Source organism: Gordonia iterans (genome assembly GCF_002993285.1).
Lineage (GTDB): Bacteria > Actinomycetota > Actinomycetes > Mycobacteriales > Mycobacteriaceae > Gordonia > Gordonia iterans.
The window spans coordinates 2,905,109-2,928,308 of the sequence record NZ_CP027433.1; the positions used below are offsets into that span (position 1 = coordinate 2,905,109).

Annotated in this window: 20 protein-coding genes and 2 tRNA genes; 12 read left to right on the forward strand and 10 right to left on the reverse strand. The window is 68.3% G+C overall.

Annotation, left to right across the window (positions count from 1 at the left end):
• Positions 1–4: 4 nt before the first annotated feature.
• A tRNA-Val gene (locus C6V83_RS13320) sits at positions 5–76 on the forward strand.
• 21 nt (positions 77–97) lie between these two features.
• Here C6V83_RS13320 and C6V83_RS13325 read toward each other — a convergent pair.
• Entirely contained in the window at positions 98–1,651 is a 1,554-nt protein-coding gene (locus C6V83_RS13325; RefSeq protein ID WP_105942799.1) for a DHA2 family efflux MFS transporter permease subunit, read from the reverse strand.
• A 108-nt stretch (positions 1,652–1,759) separates the two neighbouring features.
• On the opposite strand from C6V83_RS13325, the gene C6V83_RS13330 reads away from it, so the two are divergent.
• The 4 genes from C6V83_RS13330 (at position 1,760) to C6V83_RS13345 (ending at position 7,056) form a co-directional block, all read left to right on the forward strand.
• Complete coding sequence (locus tag C6V83_RS13330; protein ID WP_105942800.1) at positions 1,760–2,386, forward strand: TetR/AcrR family transcriptional regulator; 627 nt, start codon at positions 1,760–1,762, stop codon at positions 2,384–2,386.
• Positions 2,387–2,548: 162 nt separating this feature from the next.
• Positions 2,549–3,361, forward strand: coding sequence for a maleylpyruvate isomerase family mycothiol-dependent enzyme (locus C6V83_RS13335; protein ID WP_105942801.1), 813 nt, complete (start codon positions 2,549–2,551; stop codon positions 3,359–3,361).
• Between the two features lie 206 nt (positions 3,362–3,567).
• The gene (locus C6V83_RS13340) at positions 3,568–4,425 is read left to right on the forward strand and encodes a GDSL-type esterase/lipase family protein (RefSeq protein WP_234353729.1); all 858 of its coding nucleotides are present in this window, start codon (positions 3,568–3,570) and stop codon (positions 4,423–4,425) included.
• A 189-nt stretch (positions 4,426–4,614) separates the two neighbouring features.
• Positions 4,615–7,056, forward strand: a complete 2,442-nt coding sequence (locus C6V83_RS13345; protein WP_105942802.1) for an acyltransferase family protein — start codon at positions 4,615–4,617, stop codon at positions 7,054–7,056.
• 8 nt (positions 7,057–7,064) lie between these two features.
• Here the strand turns inward: C6V83_RS13345 and C6V83_RS13350 are convergent.
• From C6V83_RS13350 to C6V83_RS13365, 4 genes are all read right to left on the reverse strand, one after another.
• Positions 7,065–7,136: transfer RNA gene (locus tag C6V83_RS13350), tRNA-Cys, on the reverse strand.
• A gap of 112 nt (positions 7,137–7,248) precedes the next feature.
• Positions 7,249–7,710, reverse strand: coding sequence for a peroxiredoxin (locus tag C6V83_RS13355; protein WP_105942803.1), 462 nt, complete (start codon positions 7,708–7,710; stop codon positions 7,249–7,251).
• Positions 7,710–8,123, reverse strand: coding sequence for a DUF3052 domain-containing protein (locus tag C6V83_RS13360; RefSeq protein ID WP_105942804.1), 414 nt, complete (start codon positions 8,121–8,123; stop codon positions 7,710–7,712). Before C6V83_RS13360 ends, C6V83_RS13355 begins: the two co-directional genes overlap by 1 nt.
• Positions 8,124–8,257: 134 nt before the next feature.
• Positions 8,258–8,758: a hypothetical protein gene (locus tag C6V83_RS13365; RefSeq protein WP_105942805.1), complete on the reverse strand. Its 501-nt coding sequence runs from the start codon at positions 8,756–8,758 to the stop codon at positions 8,258–8,260.
• A 283-nt stretch (positions 8,759–9,041) separates the two neighbouring features.
• On the opposite strand from C6V83_RS13365, the gene aceE reads away from it, so the two are divergent.
• The 7 genes from aceE (at position 9,042) to C6V83_RS13400 (ending at position 17,993) form a co-directional block, all read left to right on the forward strand.
• Entirely contained in the window at positions 9,042–11,816 is a 2,775-nt protein-coding gene (gene aceE / locus C6V83_RS13370; RefSeq protein ID WP_105942806.1) for a pyruvate dehydrogenase (acetyl-transferring), homodimeric type, read from the forward strand.
• Positions 11,817–12,144: 328 nt separating this feature from the next.
• On the forward strand, positions 12,145–13,074 hold the full coding sequence (locus C6V83_RS13375; RefSeq protein ID WP_159067518.1) for a DUF4189 domain-containing protein: 930 nt from the start codon (positions 12,145–12,147) through the stop codon (positions 13,072–13,074).
• A gap of 34 nt (positions 13,075–13,108) precedes the next feature.
• On the forward strand, positions 13,109–14,371 hold the full coding sequence (locus C6V83_RS13380) for a PucR family transcriptional regulator (RefSeq protein WP_105942808.1): 1,263 nt from the start codon (positions 13,109–13,111) through the stop codon (positions 14,369–14,371).
• 206 nt (positions 14,372–14,577) lie between these two features.
• Complete coding sequence (locus tag C6V83_RS13385) at positions 14,578–15,495, forward strand: ACP S-malonyltransferase (protein WP_105942809.1); 918 nt, start codon at positions 14,578–14,580, stop codon at positions 15,493–15,495.
• A gap of 113 nt (positions 15,496–15,608) precedes the next feature.
• A complete protein-coding gene (acpM, locus tag C6V83_RS13390; RefSeq protein ID WP_105942810.1) occupies positions 15,609–15,911 on the forward strand; it encodes a meromycolate extension acyl carrier protein AcpM in 303 nt (100 codons plus the stop codon).
• A complete protein-coding gene (locus tag C6V83_RS13395) occupies positions 15,911–17,179 on the forward strand; it encodes a KasA/KasB family beta-ketoacyl-ACP synthase (protein ID WP_105942811.1) in 1,269 nt (422 codons plus the stop codon). The genes acpM and C6V83_RS13395 overlap by 1 nt, the downstream gene beginning before the upstream one ends.
• Positions 17,180–17,474: 295 nt before the next feature.
• Positions 17,475–17,993 (forward strand): DUF3145 domain-containing protein, encoded by a 519-nt coding sequence (locus C6V83_RS13400; RefSeq protein WP_105942812.1) that lies wholly within the window; start codon positions 17,475–17,477, stop codon positions 17,991–17,993.
• Positions 17,994–18,020: 27 nt separating this feature from the next.
• On the opposite strand, the gene C6V83_RS13405 is transcribed toward C6V83_RS13400, so the two are convergent.
• The 5 genes from C6V83_RS13405 to fadD5 form a co-directional block, all read right to left on the reverse strand.
• Positions 18,021–18,434, reverse strand: a complete 414-nt coding sequence (locus tag C6V83_RS13405; protein WP_234353730.1) for a hypothetical protein — start codon at positions 18,432–18,434, stop codon at positions 18,021–18,023.
• Positions 18,427–19,401, reverse strand: coding sequence for a serine hydrolase domain-containing protein (locus C6V83_RS13410; protein ID WP_105942813.1), 975 nt, complete (start codon positions 19,399–19,401; stop codon positions 18,427–18,429). The genes C6V83_RS13405 and C6V83_RS13410 overlap by 8 nt, the downstream gene beginning before the upstream one ends.
• Before the next feature lie 27 nt (positions 19,402–19,428).
• Positions 19,429–20,358 (reverse strand): hypothetical protein, encoded by a 930-nt coding sequence (locus tag C6V83_RS13415; protein ID WP_105942814.1) that lies wholly within the window; start codon positions 20,356–20,358, stop codon positions 19,429–19,431.
• Between the two features lie 48 nt (positions 20,359–20,406).
• Positions 20,407–21,537: an NDMA-dependent alcohol dehydrogenase gene (locus C6V83_RS13420; protein ID WP_105942815.1), complete on the reverse strand. Its 1,131-nt coding sequence runs from the start codon at positions 21,535–21,537 to the stop codon at positions 20,407–20,409.
• A gap of 64 nt (positions 21,538–21,601) precedes the next feature.
• The gene (gene fadD5 / locus C6V83_RS13425) at positions 21,602–23,197 is read right to left on the reverse strand and encodes a fatty-acid--CoA ligase FadD5 (protein ID WP_105942816.1); all 1,596 of its coding nucleotides are present in this window, start codon (positions 23,195–23,197) and stop codon (positions 21,602–21,604) included.
• Between the last annotated feature and the right edge of the window lie 3 nt (positions 23,198–23,200).

Below are 23,200 nucleotides of genomic sequence, written 5' to 3' on the forward strand. Positions count from 1 at the left end.
CCCCGCGCGTATAGCTCAGCGGTAGAGCACTGGTTTTACACACCAGCGGTCGTAGGTTCGATCCCTACTGCGCGCACCGAGAAGCGGCTCGGGCCGTTCACGACGACGCGCCCACCGGCTCGATGACAGGCGGCGCCTCCGTCACTTCCACCGGTGCGCGGCGCGAACCGCGCAACAGCGCCACCGCCGCGACCGCTGCGGCGGCCGTGACCGCCACGGCCACCCACACCGCCGCGTGCAGGCCGTCGACGAAGACCTGCTGCACTTCCGACAGCAACGCCTCGGCGACCGGCTCGGGCGCACGCGCGGCCACTTCCGCACCCGCCATCACCGACTCGCTCGCCGACTCGGCCACCTCGCGCGGGACGCCGAGGGCGACCAGCCGGTCCAGCACGCCGGTGGTGTACACCGACGTCAGGACCGAGCCGAGCACCGCCACCCCCAGGGCACCGCCGACCTCACGCGTGGTGTCGTTCACTGCGGCTCCGGCACCGGCCTGCTCCGGGGTCAGCGCGTCCATGATCAGTTGTGTGCAAGGACCGGAGACAAAGGCCAGCCCGACCGCCATCAGCGCCATCGACCAGACGATCAGCGACCAGTAGCCGGACGCCTCGTCGGCGATCTCCACCAGCCCGAACCCGGCGGACATGAACAGCGCACCGAGCACGGCCACGACCCGCACCCCGACGCGCTGCGAGAGCGCCATCGCGGCCGGTGAGAACACCGCCATGACCACCGCGAACGGGAGCGTGCGCAGGCCGGCCTCGAGCGGGCCGTAGCCCTTCACTGCCTGGAAGAACTGGGTGATGAGGAAGATGAACCCGAACAGCGCGAAGAATGCGATGCTGATCATCCCGGCGGCCGTCGCGAAGTAGCGATTGGCGAACAGCCGAACGTTCAGAATGGGGTTCTCGACACCGAGTTGCCGCCGCACGAACAGTCCCAGCACGACGACGGCCCCGACGAGACCGCCGAGCGTCGGGACACTGGTCCAGCCGTGGTGGGGGCCTTCGATGACCGAGTACGTCAGCAGTCCGAGCCCCAGCGCGGACATCACCAGGCCTGGCAGGTCGAAGCGGCTCACCGACTCCGGACGGGTTCCGGGGACCAGCACGCCGACCGCGATCAGTGCGGCACCGCCGAGCGGGAGGTTGACCCAGAACACCGACGCCCAGGAGAAGTGCTCCAGCAGCCATCCGCCCAGCACCGGACCCACCGCGACCGCGACACCGGCAGTCGCCGCCCAGATGCCGACCGCGGTGGCGCGCTCGCGACCTTGCGGGAACACCGCGGTGACGATCGCCAGCGTCGCAGGGAACACCAGCGCAGCGAATACGCCGAGCCCGCCCCGGGCCGCGATCAGCTGCCCCAGCGTCTGCGACATCGCCGCCAGCACCGATACAGCTGCGAATCCGGCGATGCCGATGGTCAGAATGCGACGGTGACCGAACCGGTCGCCGAGGTAGCCGCCGGTCAGCAGCAGGCCGGCGAAGACGAGCGTGTACGCGTCGACGATCCACTGCATGCCCGAGATGCCCGCACCGAGGTCGCGAGACATGGTCGGAAGTGCGACGTTGACGATCGTGTTGTCGACCATCACCAGCAGTTCGGCGAAGCAGAGGGCCGCCAGTGCGAGCCATCGATTTCTCATGAGGTCTCCCGAGGGGGTCTGGACCGTCGATTCGTCGGTAGAACTACGACCCATTATTATAGGTCCATGTTCTATTTAAGAAGAACATCGTTCTAGTAGGCTGTCAACATGACCTCGTCGAAACCACGTACCCGCACGCCGGCCGCCGAGGTGCGCGGCCAGTTGATCGCCGCGGGCCGCCGCATCCTGGAGCGCGACGGCGCCCCTGGACTCACCGTGCGCGCCGTCGCCGCCGAAGCCGGCGTCGCACCGATGGGTGTCTACAACCACTTCGACGGCAAGGACGGACTCCTCGACGCAGTCGTCACCGACGGCTTCCTCGAGTTCGGCAGGGCGGTCGCCGCGACCGATGACGACCCGGTGGCCCGGCTGCAGAACAGCGGCCGCGCCTATCGCCGCTTCGCGCTCACCAATCCGACGCTCTATTCGCTGATGTTCTCGTCGACGTGCAACCCAGATCCCGCAGCGGCCGCGCACTCGTTCGCCGTGCTGGCCGACATCATCCGCTACGCACAGGTCGCCGGCCTGGTCCGTGCCGGCGATCCTCGGGAGCTGGCGATGTACACGTGGTCGTGCGTCCACGGCGCGGTCAGCCTGGAACTCGCCGGCGCGAACGTCGCGATGGCCGGGCCGGGCTCCGGCGAGTGCCCAGTCGAGCAGGCCTTCGACGGCGACGCCAACTACGAGGGCGTGTTGGCACTGGTCGCCGCCGGACTCGCCGCGCCGACCGACTGACGTCCGGTCGGCCAGGCCGACCCGAGGCTGGAGTGCCCGGCACCCGAGATTCGGTCCGGCAGCCGCGGCTCGGGCGCGACGCGCGAATCGGATGCGAGAGCTCTCCCCGCTACCGATCCGTCGGGGTTAACGTTGAGACACCGCCCACCTCAGGAGGCCGCAATGGTCACTCGTGTTCCCCGCCAGCCCGTCGTCGATGCCCTTCGCGAAGAATGGTCGACTCTGGACACCCTGGTCTCCGGGCTCGACGACGACCAGTGGGCCGCCCCCTCCGTCCTGGCGGGCTGGACCGTCGCGGACATCCTCGCCCACATCACCGGCACCGAGTGGTCGCTCACCGGCCGCGACGTCGAGGCGCTCCGCGACGTGTCAGCCCTCGGTCACGTGAAGAATCCGATCGGAGAGCTGAACGAGCGCTGGGTCGACCATTACCGCGCCCGGTCCCGACAGCAGTTGATCGACGACTTCCACGAAGTGATCGAAACCCGGTTGACCGCCCTCGCAGGCATGACCGAACGCGAGTGGGACGCCGAGAGCTTCACCCCTGCCGGTCCCGACACCTACGGCCGGTTCATGCGCATCCGGATCTTCGACTGCTGGGTGCACGAGATCGACATCCGGGACTCGCTGAACCTCGGAGTGCCCGACGACGTCCTCCCGGCCACCTCCGCACGCAAGGAGATGGTCGCCTCGCTCCCCTTCGTGATCGGCAAGCGCGCCGGAGCCCCCGCGGGCAGCACCGTGACCGTGGACTTCACCGGGGTCGCGCCGCGCGCAGTGCACGTCGCGGTCGAGGACCGCGCGGCCGTGGTCCCCGCGCTCGACGGTCCCGCCGACACGACCCTGACGGTCGACCTGGTCGAGTACGCCCGCCTGATCGGCGCTCGACCGACCGCCGACCCCTCGAAGGTCGCCGTCACCGGCGACGAACGTCTCGGGGAGAAGATCGTGGCGAGCCTGCACTATCTCATCTGACCTGCCTGATCTGACCCGCCCGCTCGACGTGTGCTGTGAAGTGGTTCCCCACGAACCACCTCACAGCACACATCGTCGCGACCTCGCATCGTGACCGATCCGTTGCTCGCACCGGCTTGAAACTGCTGAGGCTAGTGAGTTGCAATAGAACTATTGTGACTATTGATACCAAGGCTGGACACCGTCTCCGCACACGACGCGCCCCTGTGCGCCAGCTCGTCGCGGTCCTGCTCGCCGCTACCGTGGCCGGCTCCGCCTCCACCCTCACCGAGGCGCCCGCTCAGGCCGATCCGGCCGGCGAGCTCATGGGTGTCGCCGGGCAGGTCCTGCACGACCTTCCGCAGGTCTCGGAGCTGCTCTCCCAGTTGCCCGGCATCTTCACGCTGCTCATCCCAGGCCTGCAGGCCCCCGACGCGCCGCTCCCCCCGACCGGCGATCGGCGCACCTCCTGCACACGGGTGGTTCACATCGGCGACTCCACGTCGGTGGGCATCGACGACGCGAGCAAGTTCGCGAACCCGGCGGACCGGCTCAGCGCCCAGTACTCCCGCGTCGGCGTCGCCTCCACCACCCTCAACGCCGACGGCGCCCGCTCGATCGTCGAGAAGGTTCAGGGCCGGCCCAACGCCGTCGACGCCATCAAGAGCGAACTCGCGCGCGGCAAGGACGGGTGCTGGGTGATCGCGATGGGCGTCAACGACGCCGCCAACATCGGAGTCGGCAGCAGCGTGAACGCCGATCAGCGCATCGACCGGGTGATGGCCGAACTGCCCGGCCGAAACGTGCTCTGGCCGACCGTCGCCACGCACGACGCCACCGTCAAGGGCTACTCCGCGGCGAACATGACGTCGTTCAACGACGCCCTGAAGCGCGCGGCCGCGCGCTACCCGAACCTCCGGGTGTACGACTTCGCGGCCGAAGCACAGCCGGCGTGGTTCACCGACGGCATTCACTACAACGCCGACGGCCTCGCCCAGCGCAACCGGCTGTTTGCCACCGGTCTGGCGACGGCCTTCCCGCAGCGCGGAACCGGCCCTGCGCCGCGCAGCGCCCGCACCCCCTGAGGCTCCGCCCGGCTGCGATCGGCGCACCGCCGACGGGGTGACCGGTCTCACGACGCAGTCGTCCGATCCGACGACGGAAGACTCCGCCGCTGCGTCGTACGATGGTTGGTTGCGGCACCACGCGGTCCGGCCCGCCACCGGCCCCGCCGCCCACCCCTTCCGAGCGGAACCGAGGAGCACTCAGGCGGCATGCCACGCCCCACACACCAGGAAACGTCGTACCTGCCGGCACTCGACGGCCTCCGCGCACTCGCGGTGGTCTTCGTCGTGCTGTACCACCTCGGCGTGCCCGGGTTCGGCGGCGGTCTGCTCGGTGTCGGGATGTTCTTCACCCTGTCCGGATTCCTGATCACCTCGCTGCTGATCTTCACCAAGGAGAAGACCGGCGGCCTCGGTCTGAAGACCTTCTGGATCCGGCGTTTCCGCCGCCTGATGCCCGCAGTGGTGCTGGTCCTGCTGGCGACGCTGGTGACGGCCGCGATCACCGTGCCCCGACAGTTCGTGGAGTATCTGTGGGAGGCGCTGAGCGCGCTGTTCTACGTCAACAACTGGTACACGATCTTCACCGACACCTCGTACTTCGACCGGTTCGAAGGCCCCAGTCCGCTGAGCCACATGTGGTCGCTGTCCATCGAGGAGCAGTTCTATCTGATCTGGCCGCTCTTGCTGGCCCTGATGTACCTCGTGATCCGGCGCCGCATCGGTCTGACGATCGTGACGGTCGCCCTGGCACTGGCCTCGTTCTGGCTTCTCTACGACCTCGCGGAGCAGGCGTTCGACAACACCCGCGCTTACGAGGGCACTGACACCCGAGCGGGAGGACTGCTCCTGGGCGCAGCGATGGCGTTCTGGTGGCCGGCCCGCAAGCAGCGCGTCGGACACGGCCTGCGATGCTGGCTCGACGTGCTGGCGCTGGCGGGTCTCGCGGTGATCGTGCTGTTGGTGGCGCACACCGACGACAACTCGATGAGCCTCTACTCGTGGGGTCTGCTGGCCCTCACTCTCGCCACCATGGCGGTCCTCGCCGCAGCGGTCGCACCGCAGACGCTGGTCGCGACGCTGCTGAGCCTGGCGCCGCTGCGCTGGATCGGCGAGCGCTCGTACGGCATCTACCTGTGGCACATGCCCGTCGTCGCGTTTCTGCCGCTCGCGGTGCGAACCGATTCGCCGTGGTTCGGGTCCATCGTGGCGATCGCGATCACCCTCCTGCTGGCGACGGTGTCCTGGAAGTACGTCGAGGACCCGATCCGCCGGCGCGGCTTCGTCGCGGTACTCACCGGCCGGGCTGACGAACGCGCCGCTCCGCCGGCCGTCGGTGTCCCCGCCGGTCCCTCGGATACACCGGTAGCCGACGCGTCGGCCGCAGTCTCCGGCTTCGCGTCCGAACCGCACGACCACGAGGCCCGCCCGATCCTCGAGCACCCCGTCGACCTGAGCGGCGTGCTGAGCCCCCGTCCCGGCGTCGCCCCGGAACTCCCGGACGACGACGAGGAGTCCGGTCAGGACGAGCCTGCCGCCGACGGAGAGTCGGACGCCGACACCCAGGCGCCGGAGACCGGTCACCTCGCGGCGGCCCCTGGCGCCGTCGCGCCGGAACCCGTCGAGACCGGTGCAGAGCCGGTCGCAGAAGCGGTTGCGGACGCCGGAGCTGATTCGGAGACCGAGACCGCCGCGAGCCCACCGGCACCCGAGCCGGGAGAAGACCTGCCGGATACCGTCCGCGCCGCGCCGCGCATCGTCGTTCCCGACCCGCGGCCGACGGCCGAACGCCGGCGACTGCTGCGCCCGTTCGGCACCGTCGTCGGCGTCCTGACACTGGCGGTGATGCTGATGCTCGGCACTCACTCCCTGAGCCCGGATATGGCCGTGGTGCGGGCGCTGTCGACCGGTCACGACGACGAATTCGACGATCCCACCGCCGACGAGCCCACCACCGAACCGGTCGGTCCCACCCTGGCCGCAGCGCAGCGCCGCACCACATGCGACACCGTGATCCACGTCGGGGACTCGACGTCGATCGGTATGAACGATCCCGGCATGCAGCCGGTGCCGGCCGACCGGATCACTGAGCAGTACCGGCGCGCCGGGGCGGGCGCCGTGTACACCGACATCGTCGGCGGACGTTCGTCGATCGAGCGCCTCAACGGCGAGCCGAACGTGGTGGAGTCGATCCGGGCCGATCGGGACCGCGGCTGGAAGGGCTGCTGGGTGATCAACATGGGGATCAACGACACCGCGAACATCGAGGTCGGCGGCCCCGGTCCGATCGACATGCGCATCGATCTGATCCTCGATCAACTCAAGGACCAGCAGGTGCTGTGGCCGACTGTGATCACCAACCGGCTCAACCAGAATCCGGCGTACAACAACCGCGCCATGAAGCAGTTCAACCGCGCCCTGATCCGCGCCTGCGAGCGACATCCGAACCTGCGCGTGTACGACCTCGCCGGTGAGACCGACGACGCGTGGTTCGCCGACGGCGTGCACTACACCGCGGCCGGCAACGCTCAGCGCGCGCGTTTGCTGTCGACCGCAGTGGCCACCGTCTATCCGGCCGACGATCTGGCGCCGAAGGGCTGCCTACTGCGCTCCGTCGAGGCGGTCGAACCGCCTGCCGATCAGCAGCGATAACCGAGTAGAGCGGGTGACAGGATTCGAACCCGCCTAGCACTGTTTTGCAGACAGCTGCCTAGCCACTCAGCCACACCCGCGAGCGACCTCCACTGTGCCGCCGGCCGGCTCACCGGCCAAGGGTTGTGCTCATGCGGACCTCAAACCCCGTCGGGCATCCCGATTCCCGGCGAACCCGTACGACCGCGTGCCCTACCGCGCCGCGAGGGCCGCTTCCCATGTCTGGACGCCTCGCGCTTCGCCCGGGCCGACCATCGCCGAGAACTTGATCACGCCGTCCTCGCCGACCAGGAACGTGCCCCGGTTGGCGATCCCGCGCGTGTCGTCGAACACGCCGTAGTCCCGGGCGACCGCGCCGTGCGGCCAGAAGTCCGAGAGGATCGGAAAGAGGAAGCCCTGCGCGGACGACCACACTTTGTGCGTCGGCGGCGGGCCGACGGAGACGGCGACGGTCGTCAGGTGCTCGTCGTCGAACTGCGGGAGATGGTCGCGGATATGGCCGAGCTCGCCTTCGCAGGTGCCGGTGAACGCCAGCGGGAAGAAAACCACCAGCACCGACCCCTTCTCGCGCAACGCCGCAAGGGACACCGTCTGGTTGTTCTGATCGCGCAGGGCGAACTCCGGCGCGGGCGCGCCGGTCTCGAGGGCGGCCATCAGCGCTTGCCGCGCGCGCGGGACTCCAAGCGGACCCCGGACCAGTCGCCCAGGTTCACCACCTTGGTCTGACTCAGCCCGGCGGTGGGGGCGGCCTCGGCGATCTCACTCGGATCGACGTAACCGTCCTTGCCCGTCTTGGGCGACACGACCCAGATGAAGCCGCCTTCGGCGAGCGGGCCGATGGCGTCGACCAGGGCATCCACCAGATCACCGTCGTCGTCACGCCACCAGAGCAGCACCGCGTCCATCACGTCGATCGCGTCCTCGTCGAGCATCTCCGCGTCGATGACGTCTTCGATGGCGATCCGCAGGTCGTCGTCGGTGTCGTCGTCCCAGCCCAATTCCTGGATCACCATTCCTGTGGTGAATCCGAGCTTGCCGACATTGCCGTCGTCCGTGGTGGGTACCACCGGGTGTGACCTCCTGGTTTCTCCTCGGCGGGCGGCGCGATCGCCGACTCCCCGAATGCGTGTATTCGACCTTCGACGCTAAGCCTAAAGGTTCACCGGCTCAACCGGAGCGTGCTTATCGACGACAGACCGTCTCAGGTGACTCCGGTCGGCACGAATTCACCGCATGCGTCGATCAATTCCGTCCGTTCGTCGGACCATTCCTCGGTCGCCTTGTTCAGGGCGAGTTTGCGCCGCTTGGCGATCTGTTCAGACAACTGCTCGGTGGCGGTGAGGAAGCTCTGCACCTTCTGCTCGATGTCGGCGGGCACCGCCGGACTCAGTGTCTTGCGGATCTCGTCGGCGCCGGTGTCGAGCGTGTCGCGGGCGTAGCGCGCCTCGGTGCCCAGTTCGGCGTAGCTCTGCGTCTTGTTCAGCGCGGTGACGAAGGCGTTGTAGTCGCGCACCATCACCCCCGCCGAGGTGATCACCTGACGGCACACCGCGATCGCGGCCTCACCACCCTCCCGCGACTCGGTGGTGACCGTGGTGACGCCGACAGAACCCTTGGCCGGCGCCTGCTTCTCGCCGCCGCACCCGGCCAGCACGACGGCGGACGCGACGGTCAGCAGCGCGCACACCGCGGTACGGCGCATGTCGCCTCCTAGCTCGTCGTCGAACGTTCCTGTCTCATCCTGCCTTCTCTACATCGTGCCGCACCCTACTCGCGAGTCACTCCCTCAGCACGCGAATCGATCCCGAACGGACCGCCACAACCGCTGCCGGCGCGCTGAATATCGTGCACGATAGAGGGGCCGCGGTGCCCCACTTCTCACCGGCGCTCGGCATGTCGGCCGCACCACCCGCCGCGGCCGGCCGCGACCTCCTCAGCTCACCATCCGCAGAGCTGACGCGAACGACACACAGACAGGTGGAAACGTGACCGAACAGGCCGAAGTCAACGCCGGACCTCCCGCCAGCACCAACCGGGTCCAGGTGATCCGCGACGGCGTGGCCTCCTACCTCGCCGACGCCGACCCGGGCGAGACCGAGGAATGGCTGGAATCGTTCGACGCCATGCTCGAGGCCGCCGGTCCCGAACGCGCCCGCTATCTGATGCTGCGGATGCTCGAGCGCGCCGACGACAAGCGCGTACAGCTGCCGTCGCTGACCTCCACCGACTTCGTCAACACCATCCCGACCGATCTGGAGCCCGAATTCCCCGGTGACGAGGACATGGAGCGCCGCTTCCGCGCCATGATCCGCTGGAATGCCGCGATCATGGTGCACCGGGCACAGCGTCCGGGCATCGGCGTCGGCGGCCACATCTCCACGTACGCGTCGTCGGCCTCCCTGTACGAGGTCGGCTTCAACCACTTCTTCCGCGGCCTGGACCATCCGGGCGGGGGCGACCAGATCTTCGTCCAGGGCCACGCCTCCCCCGGCATCTACGCGCGGGCCTTCCTCGAGGGCCGGATCGACGAGAACCGGATGGACGGCTTTCGCCAGGAGCACAGCCACGCCGGCCTGGGCGGCGGCTTGCCGTCGTACCCGCACCCGCGCCTGATGCCGGAATTCTGGCAGTTCCCCACCGTCTCGATGGGCCTGGGCCCGATGAATGCCATCTACCAGGCACGCATCAACCGCTTTCTGCACAACAACGGCATCACCGATACCTCGGACCAGCATGTCTGGGCGTTCCTGGGCGACGGCGAGATGGACGAGCCCGAGTCGCGCGGACTGCTCCAGGTGGCCGCGAACGACCATCTGGACAATCTCACGTTCGTCGTCAACTGCAACCTGCAGCGGCTCGACGGTCCGGTACGCGGCAACGGCAAGATCATCCAGGAGCTCGAATCGTTCTTCCGCGGTGCGGGCTGGAACGTCATCAAGGTGGTGTGGGGCCGCGAGTGGGACGCGCTGCTGCACGCCGACAAGGAGGGCGCGCTGGTCAACCTGATGAACAAGACGTCCGACGGCGACTACCAGACCTACCGCGCCAACGACGGCGGCTTCATCCGCGAGCACTTCTTCGCCCGCGACCCGCGCTGCAAGGAACTGGTCAAGGACTACTCCGACGCCGACATTTGGCGACTCAAGCGCGGCGGCCACGACTACCGCAAGATCTATGCCGCCTACAAGGCCGCATTGGAGCACAAGGGCCAGCCGACGGTGATCCTGGCGCACACGATCAAGGGTTACACGCTGGGCGGGCACTTCGAGGGCCGCAACGCGACGCATCAGATGAAGAAGATGACGCTCGACGACCTCAAGGCCTTCCGCGACACCAACCGCATCCCGATCTCGGACGCAGATCTCGAAGCCGATCCGTACCTGCCGCCGTACTACCACCCCGGCCCCGACGCGCCGGAGATCAAGTACCTGCTGGAACGACGACGCGAGCTCGGCGGGTTCCTGCCGCGCCGCCATCTGACGCCCAAGCCGCTGGAGGCCGATACCGCGGCCGCGCTCAAGGCGGTGGCCGGCGGTTCGGGCAAGCAGCAGGTCGCGACCACGATGGCGCTGGTGCGCATCTTCAAGGAACTGATGCGCGACAAGGCAATCGGCAAGCGGATCGTGCCGATCATTCCGGACGAGGCCCGCACCTTCGGCATGGACTCGTGGTTCCCGACGCTGAAGATCTACAACCCGAACGGCCAGCACTACCGGTCCGTGGACGCCGAGCTGATGCTCGCCTACAAGGAAGCCGAGGGCGGCCGGATCCTGCACGAGGGCATCAACGAGGCGGGATCCACCGCCGCCTTCACCGCGGTGGGGACGTCGTACGCCACGCACAACGAACCGATGATCCCGCTGTACATCTTCTACTCGATGTTCGGTTTCCAGCGGACCGGGGACGGCCTGTGGGCGGCGGCCGATCAGATGACGCACGGCTTCGTGATCGGGGCGACGGCCGGCCGCACGACGCTCACCGGCGAAGGCCTGCAGCACGCCGACGGCCACTCGCCGCTGCTGGCGGCGACCAATCCGGGCGTGGTCAGCTACGACCCGGCTTTCGCCTACGAGCTGGCGCACATCGTCTTCGACGGGCTGCGCCGCATGTACGGCCCCGACCCGGAGAAGATCTACTACTACATCACCGTCTACAACGAGCCGATCCACCAGCCGGCGCAGCCGGAGAACCTGGATCTGGCCGGGCTGCTCAAAGGCATCTATCTCTACCGCCCGGCCCCGGAGCCCCTGGAGCACTCGGCCGGGATTCTGGCCTCGGGCATCACCATGGGCGACGCGCTTGAGGCGCAGGACATGCTGGCACGCGACTGGGGTGTGTCGGCCGACGTGTACTCGGTGACCTCGTGGACGGAGCTGGCGCGAGACGGCATCGCGTGTGACGTCGAGGAACTGCGCGGCGGGACGCCCCGCACACCGTTCGTGACCGAGGTGCTCAGTCAGCGCTCGGGCCCGTTCGTGGCGGCCTCGGACTACCAGCGCGGTGTGCAGGAGCAGATCCGCGCCTACGTGCCGGGTACGTACTACACGCTGGGCGCGGACGGCTTCGGGTTCTCCGACACCCGGCCCGCGGCCCGCCGGGTGTTCAACATCGACGCGGCCTCCATCGCCGTCGGGGTGCTCACCGCGCTCGCGCGCGACGGCGCGATCGACCGCACCGTCGCCCAGGACGCGGCGGTCAAGTACCAGATCAACGACGTCAGCGCCGCCCCGAAGTCCACCGCGGACCCCGGCCTCGCCTGAGGCCGATCCCACCCCTTCTTCGCCTTCGGCGGGCGCGACGACGATCCCGAGCCCGTCGAGCCCCTGAACAACGCCGTCCTCGCGACCAGCAAGGACCTGTCGTGTGCGATCACGGGGAACACCGGAACACCGCGAACGGCGGCGACCTGTACTGCTGGGGCGACAGCGCGGGCAACTCGTCGAATCCCCGAGTTCCGACGCTGATTCCGAATGCCCGCTGAACGCTGCGCCCGGCGGCGCCCGTCGGCTTTCCCGCCGCTCCCGAACGCCGCGTGACTGCGTAGATCTACGGATCCCGCACGAGCTCGTGCTCGTCTACTGTGTGATCATGACGAATCCGCCGAATGGGAACGGCCCGGACGGGCAGCCGCAGAACGAGCCCGGCCAGTGGGACCCGACCGTCGTCGGACAGCCATCGCCGGGCTTCGAGCCGTCGGCCTCCCCGCCGCCGGCACCGGGACCCTATGATCCCCCGCCGGTGCCCGGACCGTACGACTCCCCACCGGCTCCCGGCGCGGCGGACCCGACCGCGATCATCGGTCCCGGAGGCTATCCGGCCCAGCCGCCCGGCGGCCCCGGCCCGGCCGGCCCGGGGCCCTACGGGCCGCCGCCCGGACAGTACGGACCGCCCGGCCCCGGCGGCCAGCCCCCATACGGAGCCCCCGCGCCGGCCTGGAGCGGTTTCCCACCCGCCCAGCCGCCGAAGAAGAACAACACCGGCCTCGTGGTAGGCGCGATTCTGGGCATCCTCGTCCTCATCGGTGCGATCGTCGCCGCCGTCGTCGTGCTCGGCGGAGACGACGAGTCCGACCCCCGGGCCGTCGCCGATCGCAGCAGCACTACGACCACCACGACCGCGCAGACGACGCCCAGCAGCGAACTCGACCCCGACGTCACCGCGCCGACGTCTACCGAACTCGACATCCCCGGCCCCACCGCGACCACGCCGCCGGCGCGCGACCAGTTCGGCGCGATCGCCCTCTCGGTCAGCACCGGCAATTACGGCTGGGCCGTCAACTACCCGACACAAGCGGCCGCCGAGAGCGCCGCGGTGTCCAAGTGCAACGCCTCGGACTGCATCAGCCGGATCTGGTTCAAGAACGCGTGCGGGGCCCTGGCCCAGTCGCAGGCGAACCAATACTGGGGTTGGGACTGGGGCGTGACGCGCGCCCAAGCGATCAGCAAGGCGTTCACTCAGGTCAAGGGAGCCAACCCGCGCGTGCTGACGGTGCAGTGCACCGCCACCGCACGAGGCTGACGCGGTGAAACCGCCGCGCGGCTAGCCTGGAAGGGTGCCAGACACCGAGCCGATCCGTCCCGAGAGCGTCGTCGGGGCGCTCGGCGCCCACGTACCGACGTCGTCGTCGGTGCACGACGCGCTGCCCGACACCCTGCTGCGGCGTGTGAAGCAGTACAGCGGACGACTGGCGACCGAGGCCGTGCACTCGATGTCCGACCAGCTCCCGTACTTCGGCACTCTGGACGCGGCCCAGCGCGCCAGCGTGCAGTTGGTGGTCCAGACCGCGGTGGTGAACTTCGTCGAGTGGATCCAGGATCCCGAGGGCAACATCAAGTTCACCGTGCAGGCCTTCCAGGTGGTCCCCCAGGACTTGGCCCGCCGGATCACTCTGCTGCAGACCGTCGAAATGGTCCGCGTGGCCATGCAGTTCTTCGAGAAGTGGCTGCCCCTTCTCGCCCGGGACGACGCGCAGCTCCGCGCACTCACCGAGGCCGTGCTGCGTTACGGCCGGGAGATCGGCTTCGCCGCCGCGGCCATCTACGCCGCGGCCGCCGAATCCCGCGGCGCGTGGGACTCGCGGCTGGAGGCGCTGGTGGTCGACGGCGTGGTCCGCGGCGACACCGGGCCGCAGCTGCTCTCCCGGGCCGCCGCGCTCAATTGGGATTCGGACGCACCGGCGACCGTCATCGTCGGTTCTCCGCCGCCTGAACAGAACGTGTCGGTGCCGCTGGCGATCCACAACACCGCCAAGCAGTACGACAGGGCCGCGCTCTCTGCGGTCCAGGGACGACGACTCGTCGCCATCGTCAGCGGTTCCATCGCACCCACGGACCGCTTCCTTTCGGACCTGCTCGACCACTTCGCCGAAGCTCCCGTGGTGATCGGTCCCACCACGCCCGACCTGACGAGCGCCTACGCCAGCGCGACCGAGGCGATCGCCGGCATCGACGCCGTGATCGGTTGGCCGGGCGCCCCCCGCCCCACCTATGCATCGGACCTGCTGCCCGAACGAGCGCTCAACGGCGACCGCAGCGCGGTGCGCACACTGACCGACTCTCTGGTGCTCCCTCTGGACGACAATTCGGGGTCGCTCTCGACCACGCTCGATGCGTTCTTGGACGCCGGTTGCTCCATCGAATCGTGCGCCCGGGCGTTGTACGTTCATCCCAATACGGTGCGCTACCGGCTGCGAAAGATCGCCGATGCGACCGGACGTGATCCATCTAACCCTCGCGACGCGTACGTATTGCGTGTCGCGGCCACCGTCGGGCGATTGACACGAAACGGCGAAGAATCGCCCTCTTCAACCACATGAACCACAGCGGTTACCTGCCCTGTCGTCCGTTCGCGCTGGCAGGCGCGTTTTGACAACGAAACGGTAACGGATCTCAGGCCTACAACGATGCGAACAAGCTCCGGGGGTCGCACGAGAGCCGTTTGTAGGAACCCTACAAAATCTGGCGGAAAGGTTCGGACGGCTCAACACCCCGCGAGCACCCCTCGAGGGTGTTCTCTGATCACGTGCTTACGTTGCTCGCGCCCGGACAGGGCTCCCAGACTCCCGGCATGTTGACCGAGTGGTTGACCGACGCCGAGGCCGCTGATCGCATCGCCGCTTGGTCGGAGGCGACCGGACTGGACCTCACCGCTCTCGGCACCACGGCGACCGCGGAGGAGATCACCGACACCGCGGTGACTCAACCGCTCGTGGTCGTGTCCGCACTGCTCTCTTACGCCCAGCTGCGCGCTCGCCACGGCCGGATCCCGGCCGACACGGTCGTCGCGGGCCACTCGGTGGGTGAGCTCGCCGCCGCAGCGATCTCCGGCGTCATCACCGACGACGAGGCCGTTCGGCTGGCCGCCATCCGCGGCGCCGAGATGGCCAAGGCGTGCGCACTGGTGCCGACCACCATGGCCGCGGTGCTCGGCGGCGACGAGACCGAGGTCCTCGCGCGCCTGGCCGAGTACGAACTGGTGCCGGCGAACCGCAACGCCGCCGGCCAGATCGTCGCCGCAGGCAGCGTCGACGGCGTCGACCAGCTCATCGCGAGTCCCCCGGAGAAGGCCCGCATCCGCAAGCTTGCCGTCGCCGGCGCCTTCCACACCAACTTCATGGCTCCGGCGCAAGAGGCCGTCGCCGCCGCCGCCGCGCAGATCACCCCGCGCGACCCCCAGTTCACGCTGCTGTCCAACTCGGACGGCCTGCCCGTGACCTCGGGCGCCGACGCGCTGAACAAGCTCGTCAACCAGGTCACCAGCCCGGTGCGCTGGGACCTGTGCTCGCAGTACCTGCGCGAGCACGAGACCGACGCGATCATCGAACTCGCGCCGGGCGGCACCCTCGTCGGCATCGCCAAGCGCGAGCTCAAGGGCGTGCCCGCACGCGCCGTCAAGGTCCCCGGCGACCTCGACGAGCTGCCTCTCCCCGTACTTGGATAGCGGTCGGATACACCCGACCCCCGGAAAGCCGCGGCGACGCGGCTAGTCCAATGCGGCCCCGGCCGCACTCCGGACGCTTTTTTCATCGCACATCTACCGAAGGGAGCGCCACGATGGCTGCTACTCAGGAACAACTCATCGCCGGTATCGCCGAGATCATCGAAGAGGTCACCGGCATCGAGCCGTCCGAGGTCACCTTGGAGAAGTCTTTCGTCGACGACCTGGACATCGATTCGCTGTCGATGGTCGAGATCGCCGTCCAGGTGGAGGACAAGTACGGCGTCAAGGTCCCGGACGAGGACCTCGCCGGCCTGCGCACCGTCGGCGACACCGTCGCCTACATCCAGAAGCTGGAGGCCGAGAACCCCGAGGCCGCTGCCGCCATCGCGGCCCAGATCGAGGCTGACCAGAACTGATGACCGAACTGCGAGACTTCTCCACCCGGGGTGGAGACTTCCCCAGCGTAGTGGTGACCTCGATGGTCGCCACCACCTCCCTGGGCGTCGACCTTGACTCCACGTGGGAGAAGCTCGTGGCCGGCCAGTCCGGGATCCGCGAGCTCACCGACGACTTCGTCACCCGGTACGGCGAGCTGCCGTGCCGGATCGGCGGTCGGCTGGTCGAGGATCCGGCCGACGAGGTCTCCCGCGTCGAAGCCCGCCGCATGGCGTACGTCGAGCGCGTCTCGCACGTCATGAGCAAGCGCCTGTGGGCGCAGGCCGGCGAGCCCGAGGTCGATCCCGAACGACTGGCCGTGGTGATCGGCACCGGTCAGGGCGGCGGCGACGCGATGGTCGACGCGGTCAAGGCGATCGAACAGTCCGGGAACTACCGCAAGGTGTCGCCGCTGGCGGTCTCCATGGCCATGCCCAACGGTCCCGCGGCGGTGGCCGGGCTCAATGTCGGCGCCCGGGCGGGCGTCATCACCCCGGTCTCGGCGTGTTCGTCTGGCGCCGAGGCGATCGCCCACGCGTGGCGGCACATCGTCATGGGCGACGCCGACATGGTCGTCACCGGCGGCGTCGAGGGTCACATCGACGCGATTCCGATCGCGGCGTTCTCGATGATGCGCGCCATGAGCACGCGGAACGACGACCCGGCCGGCGCATCGCGTCCCTTCGACAAGGACCGCGACGGCTTCGTCTTCGGTGAAGCGGCGGCGATGATGGTCATCGAGCGCGAGGACCACGCCAAGGCGCGCGGCGCCCACATCCACGCCCGGATCATGGGTGCGGGCATCACGTCCGACGGTTTCCACCTCGTGGCGCCGGACCCCTCGGGTCAGGGCAACACCCGCGCCATGAAGCGCGCGATGCAGACCGCCGGCCTGGATCCGCAGGACGTCACGCACGTGAACGCGCACGCCACGTCCACCCCGATCGGCGACACCGCCGAGGCTCTGGGCATCCGGGCGGCGGTGGGCGATCATGCGGCCATCTACGCGCCGAAGTCCGCCCTCGGTCACTCGATCGGCGCCGTCGGCGCCCTCGAGGCCGTGCTCACGGTCAAGGCGGTGGAAGACGGCGTGATCCCGCCGACGCTGAACCTGGAGACCCTCGATCCCGAGTGCGGCGACATCGACGTCGTGCACGGCGAGGCGCGCCGCGGGCAGATCGACTACGCCCTGAGCAACTCCTTCGGTTTCGGCGGCCACAACGTCGCACTGGCCTTCGGCCGGTACTGACCGCCGCGACAGCACGACCTGTGCCCCCGAGTTCCGCACTCGGGGGCACAGTCGTGTCCGCAGTCGCCGGACAGTGAGTCTCGTACTCAGCTCCGCACTAATCACACCAGCCCCACAGATCACTTCGTTACCATCCCTCTGCGACACACCGACACCACGACACGCCGAGAACCACAAGAAAGAACTAGCGCAACACACGCAACTCAAGGCATACTTTGTTTCAGAACTTGTGCTATCCGGAGCGACGCGGCGTTGGGGAAGACGTTCCTCGTCTTATCCGGAGGTGAAACGAAAAGTGCGCAGTCTGAATCAGTTTGCGGACCTGACGAGCGGCGTGGTGTACATCCACTCCGCTCCCGCGGCGCTGTGCCCACACGTCGAGTGGGCGCTGTCGTCGACGCTGAATGCTCGCGCGGATCTCAAGTGGTCTGCGCAGGACGCCGAACCCGGTCGCATGCGTGCGACCGTGGACTGGGTCGGTCCCGTCGGCACGGGAGCGCGCCTGACCAACGCCCTGCGCGAGTGGTCGGGCCTGCTCTTCGAAGTCACGGAGAACCCCAGCGAAGGGGTCGACGGCGAACGCTTCGCGTATGTTCCCGGACTCGGTCTCTGGCGCGGATCCACCAGCGCCAACGGTGATGTGATCCTCGGCGAGATGCAGCTGCGCACCATGATCGAGGCACAGCCGGACAGCGTCGGCCTGGCCGGCGAGCTCGAGGCCGCCCTCGGCACGGCCTGGGACGAGGCACTGGAGGCCTACCGCATGGGTGGAGTGGGCGCCGAGGTGACCTGGCTGCGTCAACGCGTCGGCTGACACGACGCCGACGACGTGCACCGGTGCTCACCCGGTCGGCAGGCCTCCGGGGGCCGCGTCGGGCGTCCCTCCCGCTCGGTGCGCAGCCTCGTCCGATCGGCGCGCCTTCCGCTCGGCATGAATGATGTGCAGCGCCCGGGCTATCACCGACTCGATGGTGAGCACCACTCCGCAGACGATCGCGAGGGAACCGGGCACCAGGACCAGCAGGTCGTCGATCCGCTCCCAGGCCTTCGGACTCCACAACGCCACCCAGGTGAGCAGCAGGGCGATGACGGTCGCGATCTCGCCGACGAAGTTGACCACGACGAAGGCGATCGCGACCTTCCGGTGTCGGCGCACCGCTTTGCCGGAGAACTGGAAGTTCGCCGCGAACGCCAACAGCAGCACGGCGAAGAGCGACAGCAGGATCCCGAGATCGTCCGAAGTCAGTTCACGCACGTCGCTCCTCCGTGTCGAGTTCGGCCAGGACGGCCTGATTGAAGTCGCTCCACAGCGGCTTGGCCCACGGCCCGAAGGCCCGGTCGGTGAGCACCACCCCCGCCGCCTTCCGGACCGGATCCACCCAGAGGAACGTGCCGGACTGCCCGAAGTGCCCGAAGGTCCCCGGGGAGTGCGCATGCGCCGTCCAGTGCGGATTCTTGGCGCCCTTGAGCTCCGGGCCCAGGCCCCAGTCGTTGGGCCGGAACTTCCCGTAACCCGGGACGAAGCCGTCGAGGCCGCCGAACGCCACAGTCCGTGCGGCCGTCGCCGTCTGCGGCGAGATCAGCTGCGGCACCAACAGTTCCCCGGCGAAGCGCACCAGATCGTCGACATTCGACGACGCCGCGTAACCGGCCGATCCGTCCAGCGAGGTCGCGGTCATGCCGAGGGGCTGCACGACGGCCTCGTCCAGGTAGTCGCGGAACAGAATGCCGGTCGCCTCCTGCACGGTCTCGGCGAGGATCTCGTACCCGGCCGACGAGTAGATCCGGCGGGTGCCCGGCTCGGCCTGCACCTCGCGCGGCTCGCCGCCCGGCCCGGTCCAGACTCCCCGGCCCGTTCCGCCCCCTGAGCTCGTTCCGCCCCCTGAGCTCGTTCCGCCCCCTGAGCTCGTTCCGCCCCCTGAGCTCGTTCCGCCCCCTGAGCTCGTTCCGCCCCCTGAGCTTGTCGAAGGGCCAAGACCGGAGGCGTGGGCGAGCAGGTGCGCGACCGTCGAGCCGGGAGGCCCCGCAGGTGTGTCGAGCTCCACAGCGCCCTCCTCCACCGCGACCAGAACCGCGTGTGCGACAAGCAGTTTGGTTACCGACGCCAACGGGAACACCCGAGCGGTGTCCCCGAACGCGACGTTCAGGGATCGCTCGGGTGCTGTCACCGCAGCGGCGACGTCGTCGACCGGCCAGTGCGCGAGTTGCTGCAATGCGTCCACGGACCGCACCCTACCCGCGGCGACTCGTCACGGCGTCGCGGTCGCGGGCGTGCGCGTGGTGCGCGCCGGGACGGAGGCCTCCGGCGTCGGGTTCGTCTCCTCCTCGTCGGCGACGTCGGGCGCCACTTCGAGTTCGCCGTCTCGCTCCACCACCTGGTCGTCGTCGAGCGTGGAGTTCACGTCGTCGACAGTGCCGAGCACGCGGTCGACGTCGGCCGTGGAGTACCCGCACTGGTAGGCCTCGGACACCCACTTCTTGGTCAGACGCGGGATGCCGTCCTGGTGCGCCTCGGCGACGGTGCCGGACCGGATGTTCTCGGGGTTGGAGCGGCGCAGGTCCGACACCTCGCGGCAGACGTGGAAGGCCGCACCGCCCTTGACCCAGAACACCTCGTCGGCGCCGGTCAGTTCCTTCACGACGTTGGTCTCGACGCTGTACTGCTCCACCGACGGCGCGTCCTTGTCGTACGAGAACACGCCGACCAGCACGGCGACCACGATCGCGACCGCGCCGAGGACCCCCTTCTGCTTCCCGTCCATGTTCTTGTCGAGGAAGATGAAGACGATCAGCGGCAGGAACGCGAGGACGGTCATGATGACGCCGAGCTGGTTTTGAACGAAGAACCTCGTCTTGTCCTTCTCCGACGCCGGGTCGTAACGGTTGGCCTTCTTCCACAGCAGCGACCCGCCGAGGGTGAGGACCGCGATCGCCACGATCAGGCCGATGACGAGCCAGGTGTTGACGGGCTTGTCCGGCAGCAGCGCCCAGACGATGGTGAAGATCTCCAGGCCGATCGCGACCAGCCACAGCACCATCGCGACGATCCGCAGCTTCAGCGCGGTGGACTCGGCCTCCGGCGTCGGGACGAACGTACCGCCCTTGGTGGTCTTCTGCTCAGCGACTTCGGCGCCTCGCTGGGCACGCGACTTCGCCGGCTTCTTGTTCTCCGCCATCATTCCTCCAGATCGGCTAGGCAGTCAGCGTAGCGCCCGGAGGTCCCTCGCTCAGCGATCAGCGTCGGTGTAGCGGATCACGCCGCGAATGTTCCGCCCCTCCAGCATGTCCCGGTAGCCGTCGTTGATCTGATCGAGGGTGTACTGACGGGTGATCATGTCCTCGATGTTCAGCTTGCCCATCTTGTACATCGACAGCAGATTCGGGATGTCGATCTTCGGGTTTCCTCCACCGAAAATCGAGCCCTGCAGGTTCTTCTGCAACAGCGTCAGCATCGACAGGTTCAGGGTCACCTTATCGTCGGTCATGTTCCCCATGCCGGTCAGCACGCAGGTGCCGTTCTTGGCGGTGATCGAGAGCCACGTGTCGACGTCGGACCCGAAGACCTCGCCGACGGTCACGATCACCTTCTGGCACATGCCCCAGCCGGTCGCCTCGCCGATCGCATTCATGGCCTCGCCGACCGACGAGAACGCCTCCGTCGCACCGAACTTGAGGGCCTGCTCGCGCTTCCACTCCACCGGGTCGATGGCGAACACGTTGCGGGCACCGGCGATCACCGCGCCCTGCAGCGCCGCGGTACCGACGCCTCCGACACCGACGATCGCGACGTCCTCCCCCGGGCGGACGTCGGCCGACCGGGTCGACGACCCGTAGCCGGTGGGGATGCCGCAGCCACAGAGCGCGGCCACCTCGAACGGGATGTCGGGATCGATCTTCACGGCGGACGCCTCGTGCACCACCATGTACGGCGCGAACGTGCCCAAGAGCGTCATCGGGTACACCGGATCGCCGTCGGGCGTGTGGATGCGGAAGGTGTGGTCGGAGACGGCCTCGCCCTGCAGCAGCATGGCGCCGAAATCGCAGAGGTTCGCCACTCCGGCTTTGCACGACGGGCACTTGCCGCACGACGGGATGAAACTCAGGACCACATGGTCGCCGACGGCGAAGTCGGTGACGCCCTCACCGATCTCCTCCACCACCCCGGCTCCTTCGTGGCCGCCGAGGATCGGGAAGCCCGCGAGCGGGATCCCACCGGTCACCAGATGGTGATCGGAGTGGCACATCCCGGCCGCCTCCATCCGGATCTTGATCTCGTGAGCCTTGGGGTCCCCGATCTCGATCTCTTCGATCTGCCAGGGAGTGTTCAGTTCGCGGAGGATCGCACCTTTAGTCTTCACGAATCCTGAGCCTAGCGGCGCGAACCCAAAATTGGAACATGTTTCAGTTTCTCTCCGAGATTTCTCAGTCGGACAGGCCCGCGTCCTTGCTGCCGTAAGCCTCCCGGAGCCGTGGTTTGACCACTTTGCCGCCGGCGTTGCGCGGCAGCACGTCGACCACGATCAGGTCTTTCGGGTGCTTGAAGCGCGCGAGATTCTCGTTCAGGTAGGGCTCCAAATCAGTCAGGGTCAGTTCGTCGACGCCCTCCGTCAGGACGACGACGGCGACCGGCACCTCGCCCCACTTCTCGTGCGCCCGGCCGATGACGGCCGCCTCGAGGATGCCCGGATGCGAGAAGAGCACGTTCTCCACTTCGGCGCAGTAGATGTTCTCGCCACCGGAGATGATCATGTCCTTGGCACGGTCGACCACGTACAGGAAGCCCTCGTCGTCCTGCCGGACCAGGTCGCCGGAGTGGAACCAACCGCCGCGGAAGGCCTCCGCGGTCCCCTCCGGGTTCTCCCAGTATCCGGCCATCAGGTTCGGTCCGCGGTAGACGATCTCGCCGACCTCTCCGACGGCTACGTCGTCCATCGCCGGATCGACGATGCGCGCCGTCACCGCGGGCACCACCTTGCCGATCGAGCCGATCTTGCGCAGCGCGTCCTTGCCCTCCATCACGCAGGTCAGCGGAGACATCTCCGTCTGCCCGAAGACGGCGACGTTCATCGCCTCCGGGAAGGTCGCGTTCATCGCGTTCAGTACCGAATCCGACGCCGGGGCGGCGCCCCACGAGATCACGGTGAGCCTCAGTTCACGCGGACGAGCCTGCTGTGCCGCGCAGACCGCCTGCCACTGCGCCGGAACCAGGAAGATCGACGTCGTGCCCTCGGCTTCGAGCACGTCCAGCAGCGCGTCCGGATCGAAGTCGCCGAGCGGATGGATCACCGAGAGCGCCCCCACGTAGAACAGCGGCGCCATCGCGCCGATCCCGGCGATGTGGAACAGCGGCGCCACACAGGAGCCGATGTCGTCCGGGCGGGTGTTCAGAGCATGCATCGCGATCACCGCCTGCGCCTGCATGTTCTGGTGAGTCAACATGGCGCCCTTGGGCTTTCCAGTGGTGCCCGACGTGTACATGATCAGCGCGACGGTCTCCTCGGGGACGTCGATATCCGGGAGATCGGCCTCCTCGACCACCAGATCGTCGTACCTGAGATGCGCCTCGTTCGCCGCGTCGCCCACGACGACGATGCCGTCGATCGTCCCCGTGATACCGGCGACGGCGTCGGCGAGCGGGGCCAGCAGGGTCTCGGTGACGATCATCCGCGCACCGGAGTCCTGCGCCAGGAAGCCGATCTCCGGCGGCGCCATCCGGATGTTCACCGGGACCGGGATCGCCCCGAGCAGATTGGCGGCGAAAATAGTCTCCACGTACTCGGTGCGGTTGAGCATCACCACCAGAATCCGGTCGCCGAAGCCCACTCCCCGACGGCGAAGAGCGGCCGCAAGACGATGGGTGCGATCGTCGAGCTGAGCCCAGGTGGTCGTCTCGCCCAGGAACCGCAGTGCCGGCGCGTCCGGCTTGGTCAGGGCGTGGCGACGCACCTGGTTGTTCCAGTGGTTGCGGCGCGAGCGGATCGGTTCGGACTCGAGCGCAAGACCCAGCGGATTGGTCACGGA

What these genes read in the sequence shown, in the direction of transcription:
- C6V83_RS13325 (WP_105942799.1), bottom strand. Translation starts at nt 1,651, where the DNA reads ATGAGAAATCGATGGCTCGCACTGGCGGCCCTCTGCTTCGCCGAACTG.
- C6V83_RS13330 (WP_105942800.1), top strand. Translation starts at nt 1,760, where the DNA reads ATGACCTCGTCGAAACCACGTACCCGCACGCCGGCCGCCGAGGTGCGC.
- C6V83_RS13335 (WP_105942801.1), top strand. Translation starts at nt 2,549, where the DNA reads ATGGTCACTCGTGTTCCCCGCCAGCCCGTCGTCGATGCCCTTCGCGAA.
- C6V83_RS13345 (WP_105942802.1), top strand. Translation starts at nt 4,615, where the DNA reads ATGCCACGCCCCACACACCAGGAAACGTCGTACCTGCCGGCACTCGAC.
- C6V83_RS13355 (WP_105942803.1), bottom strand. Translation starts at nt 7,710, where the DNA reads ATGGCCGCCCTCGAGACCGGCGCGCCCGCGCCGGAGTTCGCCCTGCGC.
- C6V83_RS13365 (WP_105942805.1), bottom strand. Translation starts at nt 8,758, where the DNA reads ATGCGCCGTACCGCGGTGTGCGCGCTGCTGACCGTCGCGTCCGCCGTC.
- C6V83_RS13375 (WP_159067518.1), top strand. Translation starts at nt 12,145, where the DNA reads ATGACGAATCCGCCGAATGGGAACGGCCCGGACGGGCAGCCGCAGAAC.
- acpM (WP_105942810.1), top strand. Translation starts at nt 15,609, where the DNA reads ATGGCTGCTACTCAGGAACAACTCATCGCCGGTATCGCCGAGATCATC.
- C6V83_RS13395 (WP_105942811.1), top strand. Translation starts at nt 15,911, where the DNA reads ATGACCGAACTGCGAGACTTCTCCACCCGGGGTGGAGACTTCCCCAGC.
- C6V83_RS13415 (WP_105942814.1), bottom strand. Translation starts at nt 20,358, where the DNA reads ATGATGGCGGAGAACAAGAAGCCGGCGAAGTCGCGTGCCCAGCGAGGC.